The 6,000-nt window shown below is 63.3% G+C and carries 5 protein-coding genes and 1 pseudogene; 4 read left to right on the forward strand and 2 right to left on the reverse strand.

Translation table 11 applies throughout. The features are described 5' to 3' along the window. Positions 1–145 precede the first annotated feature (145 nt). Positions 146–1,855: a D-lactate dehydrogenase gene (gene dld, locus PARACOCCUSGL_RS0116285; RefSeq protein WP_010398818.1), complete on the reverse strand. Its 1,710-nt coding sequence runs from the start codon at positions 1,853–1,855 to the stop codon at positions 146–148. Positions 1,856–2,082: 227 nt separating this feature from the next. On the opposite strand from dld, the gene PARACOCCUSGL_RS0116290 reads away from it, so the two are divergent. The 4 genes from PARACOCCUSGL_RS0116290 (at position 2,083) to PARACOCCUSGL_RS0116305 (ending at position 5,222) form a co-directional block, all read left to right on the forward strand. Then, entirely contained in the window at positions 2,083–2,856 is a 774-nt protein-coding gene (locus tag PARACOCCUSGL_RS0116290; RefSeq protein WP_010398821.1) for an FCD domain-containing protein, read from the forward strand. Positions 2,857–2,918: 62 nt separating this feature from the next. Then, positions 2,919–3,197: a hypothetical protein gene (locus PARACOCCUSGL_RS0116295; RefSeq protein ID WP_010398823.1), complete on the forward strand. Its 279-nt coding sequence runs from the start codon at positions 2,919–2,921 to the stop codon at positions 3,195–3,197. A 118-nt stretch (positions 3,198–3,315) separates the two neighbouring features. Then, positions 3,316–4,692 (forward strand): GntP family permease, encoded by a 1,377-nt coding sequence (locus PARACOCCUSGL_RS0116300; RefSeq protein WP_010398825.1) that lies wholly within the window; start codon positions 3,316–3,318, stop codon positions 4,690–4,692. After that, complete coding sequence (locus PARACOCCUSGL_RS0116305; protein ID WP_237701544.1) at positions 4,680–5,222, forward strand: gluconokinase; 543 nt, start codon at positions 4,680–4,682, stop codon at positions 5,220–5,222. The genes PARACOCCUSGL_RS0116300 and PARACOCCUSGL_RS0116305 overlap by 13 nt, the downstream gene beginning before the upstream one ends. Positions 5,223–5,633: 411 nt before the next feature. On the opposite strand, the pseudogene PARACOCCUSGL_RS0116310 reads toward PARACOCCUSGL_RS0116305, so the two are convergent. Further along, positions 5,634–6,000: pseudogene (locus PARACOCCUSGL_RS0116310) on the reverse strand (transposase); the annotation flags it as partial.

A 6,000-nucleotide genomic window follows, 5' to 3' on the forward strand; every position in this document is an offset into this window, starting at 1 on the left:
CGACCGGGCTGCTGCTTTGGCTGTCCAGATGAAGCATTGTGAACGCGACGCCGGCGATCCGGGCGCGGCGGGACTGCATGTCTTTCCTCCCTCTCTCCTCTCCTGATGGTTCCTGCTGGCGCGGGGCCGGCGGTTCAGGGCCCGCTTATTGCCAATGCGCGCATTTCGAGGTCTGGCCGATGCCGGGGTTCATGCTGTTTGTGGGGTCGAGCTGCCGATAAAAGCCCGCGAGCTCCGGCTTGGCGTGATAGAGATGACCGACATTGTGTTCGGCCGGGTATTCGGCACTGCGCTGGTCAAGCAGGCGCCACATCTCATGTTCGACAGCGATGCAGTCGTGGCCCTTTTTCACCACGTAATCCTGATGGAAGACGTGGCAGAAGAAATGGCCGTAATAGAGTTTCTTCTCGATTTTGTCGGCCAGTTCGGGCGGCAGCCGCTCGACCCAGTCGCGGTCGTTGCGGCGCAGGGCGATGTCCAGCGCGACGATATCCTCGACCTCGCGGGCGTGGATCGCGCGGTAACGAACCGCCGCGCCGGCGACGGCAAAGCGGTGCAGAAAGGCGGCCGTCCCCTCATCCGGGTTGCATTCGAACATGTCCCCCTGAGCCGAGGGGAAAATGCTGCCAAGATAGTCGCGCGCCTCGGCAATGCCCGCCCCGCCCATGCGCAAAAGCAGGTGGTGTTCGTAGCGGTCACGGAATTCGTTCATGCGCCGGGGCAGATGCTGGGGCGCCAGCGAAGCAACGGCCTGCGCCAGCCGATCCGACAGGGTTGAGCCAAGGCCAAGGCGTTCGGTCAGCGCATCCATCCGTGACTTGGCGGAAAAAAAGGCTGGCATGCGGTCGGTGCCGGCGTGGCGGATGAACAGGAAGGTGTCCTTGCCGTATTTGGCCGCGACGTCATAGGCCTCGCGGTGGATATATTCCCCGGCAATGGGCAGGTGACGGAAACTGGCAAGGATATGACGGCGAATCCCGGTCAGTTCGTCGGGGTCGTTGGTGCCGATGTAAAAGACCGCAGTTTCCTTTTCCGCCTTGAATGTGTCGAGCCGCACGGCAAAGACCGCCAGCTTTCCCGCACAGCCCGCGGCCTCGCGCAGGCGGCGTGGGTCGGCGTTGAACCGGGCCGGGGTGTCCGCCTCGATATCGCGGACATGATCGGCATATTCGCGGTCCGAGGCCCAGGCGTCGGTCGGCGCGGGCACGGGCAGATCGCCGGTCTCGATGCGGGCGAGGATCTCTTCGGGGTCGTCACCCAGATCAAGCCCCAGATGGTTGACGAGCGCGACCGAACCGTCGGCGCGTACCTCGGCGTAAAGGCTCATCTCGGTATAGGCGGGGCCGCGCTGGATCAGTGCGCCGCCCGAGTTGTTGCAGATCCCGCCAAGAACCGAAGCACCGATGCAGGACGAGCCGATCACCGAATGCGGCTCACGTCCCAGCGGGCGCAGGCGTTTTTCCAGCGCATCCAGCGTGGCGCCCGGCAGGCACAGCACCTGATCGCCCCCGCCCAGCAGGTGGATGCCCTTTAGCCGCATGACTGAAATCAGCACGATCTCGCGGTCGTAATCCTGTCCCCAGGGGGTCGAACCGCCGGTCAGCCCGGTATTCGCGGCCTGCAGGATCACGGCCCGGCCCGAGGCGATGGCGGCGTTCAGCACCCGCCACATTTCGACCAGAGAGCCGGGGCGCACCACTGCCGCGACCGGCCCCTCGCCATAACGAAAGCCACGGGTATAGCGGCGCGTTGTCCGGGGCGCGGTCAGCACATGAGCGCGCCCTACGATCTGGCGCAACTGGTCCAGCAGCCGGGTGCGGTCTGCGGCTGGCCTGGCGTCGCCGGGTCGCGTCATGGCTTTCCCCCCCCTCCCGTTCTTGTCTGTCTGGGCGGTATCGGTCCCATGTCAGGCATAAGAATTGATCAGTTCATTTTACCCACCCCAATTTATTGGTAAAATGATTTTACCAATCGGGTCAAGCGGAGAATCCATTGCGCCCGGCCCGGTGCTATGGATAATCTCTTCGACCGGGCGCCGCCGGTTAACCTTCTGAAATTTCGGCGATCCGCAGGGGAATGGGCATGGCGAGCGAAGTGAACAAAGGCATCTCAGCCGCAGAGACAACCGCACGGCATATCGAGGACCTGATTCTGGAAGGTTCGCTTCGTCCTGGGGATTCGCTTTTGGCCGAGCGTGAGCTGGCGCTGCGGCTGAACGTTTCGCGCCCGACGCTGCGTCAGGGGATCCGCATGCTTGAAGACAAGGGGCTGATCGTCGCCGAACCGGGCGGCGCGCGCCGGGTGGCGCCGCTGGCGACCAGCATTACTGATCCGTTGATCGTTCTGATGGCCTCACGCCCAGAGGTGGTGGACGACTATCTTGAGCTGCGCGGCACGCTTGAGGGGATGGCGGCCAATCTGGCCGCAACCCGTGCCAATGATGTTGATCGTGCCACCCTGACCCGCTGTATGGAGCGGATCGACGAGGCCCATGACAAGGCCGATTTCCGCGACGAGGCCGAGGCGGATGTCGATCTGCATGTCGCCGTCTATGAGGCCAGTCATAATATCGTGCTGCTCCAGATCATGCGCGCGCTGTCGGGCATGTTGCGCAAGGGCGTCTTTCACAACCGGGAAAAGCTTTATGCCCGGCCCGAGGTGCGCGAGGTGCTGCGCAGCCAGCATCGCGCTATCTACAACACCATCATGGCACGCGACCCCGAGGCGGCAGCCCGCGCTGCCCGCGATCACATGGTTTATACCCAACGCGTCCGGGCCGAGATCATCGCGGCCGAGGCCCGGCTGGAGATTTCGCTGCGCCGGATCGAGGGCGGGAGCCTGACCCCGCGCAACTGAATGGCTTTGCCGGTTCCGGCATCCATGCCATCATCAAATCCCGCAACGACAGGGAGAAGGGCATGGACAGGATCGACAAGCTGACAGCCCGCATCGACGGGCTTGAGGGTCGCGTGATCGCGCATCGCCGAATGTTTCAGAAACTGCTGGATCTTTCGTCCGAAAGCGTCCGGGCCCAGATTCTGCGCTGGCTGGAAGACCGCGAGGTGATGCTGGACGGGCAAGAGGACCCCGGCGTGATCTCTGGTCCCGAGGCCGCGCTGGAACTGGCGCTGTCGGATGAGATGCGCTTGTTGCACGATCTTGCCGCTGCTTCGCGGTCCCGTTTCGAGGCATCTTAACCTTTTTCGTCACATTCGTTAACGCTAACTTTCATCTGACCGTCACAAGCTGCGAAGGGCGTGGCGCGGCAGAACCAAGTTTACAGACCGTCCCACGACCATTCGCTGGAGGAGTTCCATGAATCCCGTCGAGCCCGTTCACAGCACGACCACGCTGCTGCTTATCGCTGCGGCAGCGGTGCTGGTCCTGCTGGTCCTGATCATGCGGTTTCGGCTGCATGCCTTTGTTTCTCTGGTGCTGGTTAGCCTTTTGACCGCCATGGTCGCGGGTATTCCCCTGGCCGATGTCATCCCGACGCTGTTGCAGGGCTTTGGCTCGACGCTGGCCACGGTGGCGCTGCTCGTCGGCTTTGGCGCCATGATCGGCCGGTTGCTTGAGGTTACCGGCGGTGCGCAGGTGCTTGCCGACCGGCTGATCGGTAAATTCGGGGCCAACCGAGCGCCCTTTGCGCTGGGCGTTGCCTCGCTGCTTTTCGGCTTTCCGATCTTTTTCGATGCCGGTCTGGTGGTGATGCTGCCGATCATCTTTAGCGTCGCCTATCGGTTCGGTGGCTCGGTGCTGCTTTACGCCTTTCCGGCGGCGGGCGCGTTTGCAGTCATGCACGCGCTGGTGCCCCCGCATCCGGGACCGGTTGCGGCAGGCGATCTGCTGGGGGCCGATATCGGGCTTCTGGTGCTGGTCGGGCTGATCGTTGCCCTGCCGACCTGGTATTTCGGCAGCTATCTGTTCGGGCTCTGGGCCGGGCGGCGGTTTGAACTGCCGATTCCAAAGCTGCTTGGCGCGGATGAAGCTGTGAACCACGACCGTGTCCCGCCAAGCTTTGGCACGGTGATGCTCGTGCTGCTTTTGCCGCTGGCGCTGATCTTTCTCAACACCGGGCTGAGCACGCTGGCGACCATGGGCGTGGTCAGCGGCGATGCGGGCTGGGTCACAGTGCTGCGGCTGATCGGCCAGACGCCGGTTGCGCTGCTGATCACCGTGCTTGTCGCCATGGCACTGCTGAGCCAGGGCCGTACCCCCGCCGAGATTGAGCGTATTATGGACAGCGCGCTGGGCCCGATCTGCTCGATCATCCTCGTCACCGGGGCGGGCGGCATGTTCGGCGGTGTGCTGCGCGCCAGCGGTATCGGCGAGGCGCTGGCCTCAAGCCTTGCCACGGTGGGCATGCCGCTGATCGTCGCTGCCTTTGTCATCTCGATGGCGCTGCGGGTGGCGCAGGGCTCGGCCACGGTGGCGCTGACCACGACCGCCGGACTGATCGCGCCGACGGTTGCCGCGACCCAGGGGCTTAGCGAGTTCGACCGTTGCTTTCTCGTGGTGGCGATTGCAGGTGGCGCAACGGTGCTGAGCCACTTCAATGACTCGGGTTTCTGGCTGGTTGGCCGTTTCCTTGAGATGGATGAAAAGACGACACTGAAAACCTGGACAGTGATGGAGACATTGCTGGGCACCATCGCCTTTGGCTTTGCCCTGATCGGATGGTGGCTGCTGTGAGCGGGGCGGTGCAACATATCGTGGTGATGGGCGTTTCGGGCGCCGGGAAAAGCACCACCGGAGAGGCGCTGGCCCGCCATCTGGGCTGGCCCTTTGTCGAGGGTGACAGTTTCCACCCCGAGGCCAATGTTGCCAAAATGCGGGCTGGCATCCCCTTGGATGATGCCGACCGCGAACCCTGGCTGCGGGCGCTGGCCACAGAGATCGCCCGCAATGAGGCGCAGCGCCAGTCCTCGGTCATGGGCAGCTCGTCGCTCAAGCGCGCTTATCGTGACATTCTGCGCACGGGCGCACCGGTCGTGCGCTTTCTGCATGTTCACGGTTCGCGCGAACTGCTGGAAAGCCGTCTTTCGCACCGTGAAGGGCATTTCTTTCCGGCCAAGCTGCTGGATTCCCAGCTGGCGACATTGGAGCTGCTTGGCCCCGACGAAGATGGCACGGTGGTCGATATGGCGCTGCCGGTCGAAGAGCAGGTGCGCAAGGCGCTGAGGCTGCTGGGGCTTGAGGGGAAAGAGGCCCGCCGCGCCTGACCCGATAGCCGGTGGATCCCCATATGAATACCCCGCCTGAGCGTCAGGCGGGGTATTCGCTATGTCGGAGTCTGGACTGTGTGCGGGGCGCCGCCCACAGTCGCTCTCAAGGGCTCACATGGGGACTTTTTCTTCAACTGGTATGATCCGGCATTTCGTCAGTCCTTTCCGTTGTTCCGGATCCGTGGTCCAAGCCCGTTTCGCGATCCGTGCGCGTGCCTGTCGCACGTATCAAACTCGCATACGGTTGCCGCTCAGGGCGGCTGCACCATGATTCCGCATTCTGCGGGCGAGGGCTCGGGAGGACGGGACCATTCTGCTCTGCGGCTGTCGAAGCCACGCCCTAATAAGGTCGCTCACCCGGATCCGGCGGGGTTGATCAGATCCCTTCGAACATCATGGCCATGAACGTCAGACCGTCTTCATGGCAGCACCTTCGATTACCACTCCGGCTGTGAGATACTTCCACAGGGCGACCAGCAGTTTCCTCGTCATAGCAGCGATCATGGTCTTGCGAATGCGGCCGCCATGCCCGGCCACACGCTGCTGGAACCAGCGGCTCAGTTCCGAACGAGGCTGATGGCGCAGCCAGAGCCACGCCACCTGGATCATCGTTGTTCGCAGCCTGGGCTTGCCCGATTTGCCGGCACCCTGCTCCCGGCACACATAGCCACACCTTGCCAAGGTGTTCGTGTCAGGCCAGCATAGGCAGTCAGTTGCCGACGGTTTTCGAACGAGCGCGACAGCCCCTCGGTGTTGATTTCCGTCGAGACGTGAC

Source organism: Paracoccus sp. TRP, assembly GCF_000185925.1.
Lineage (GTDB): Bacteria > Pseudomonadota > Alphaproteobacteria > Rhodobacterales > Rhodobacteraceae > Paracoccus > Paracoccus kondratievae.

Excerpts from the sequence above, each read along its gene's own strand:
- PARACOCCUSGL_RS0116295 (WP_010398823.1), top strand. The coding sequence starts at position 2,919 with ATGGACAGGATCGACAAGCTGACAGCCCGCATCGACGGGCTTGAGGGT.
- PARACOCCUSGL_RS0116290 (WP_010398821.1), top strand. The coding sequence starts at position 2,083 with ATGGCGAGCGAAGTGAACAAAGGCATCTCAGCCGCAGAGACAACCGCA.
- PARACOCCUSGL_RS0116300 (WP_010398825.1), top strand. The coding sequence starts at position 3,316 with ATGAATCCCGTCGAGCCCGTTCACAGCACGACCACGCTGCTGCTTATC.
- dld (WP_010398818.1), bottom strand. The coding sequence starts at position 1,855 with ATGACGCGACCCGGCGACGCCAGGCCAGCCGCAGACCGCACCCGGCTG.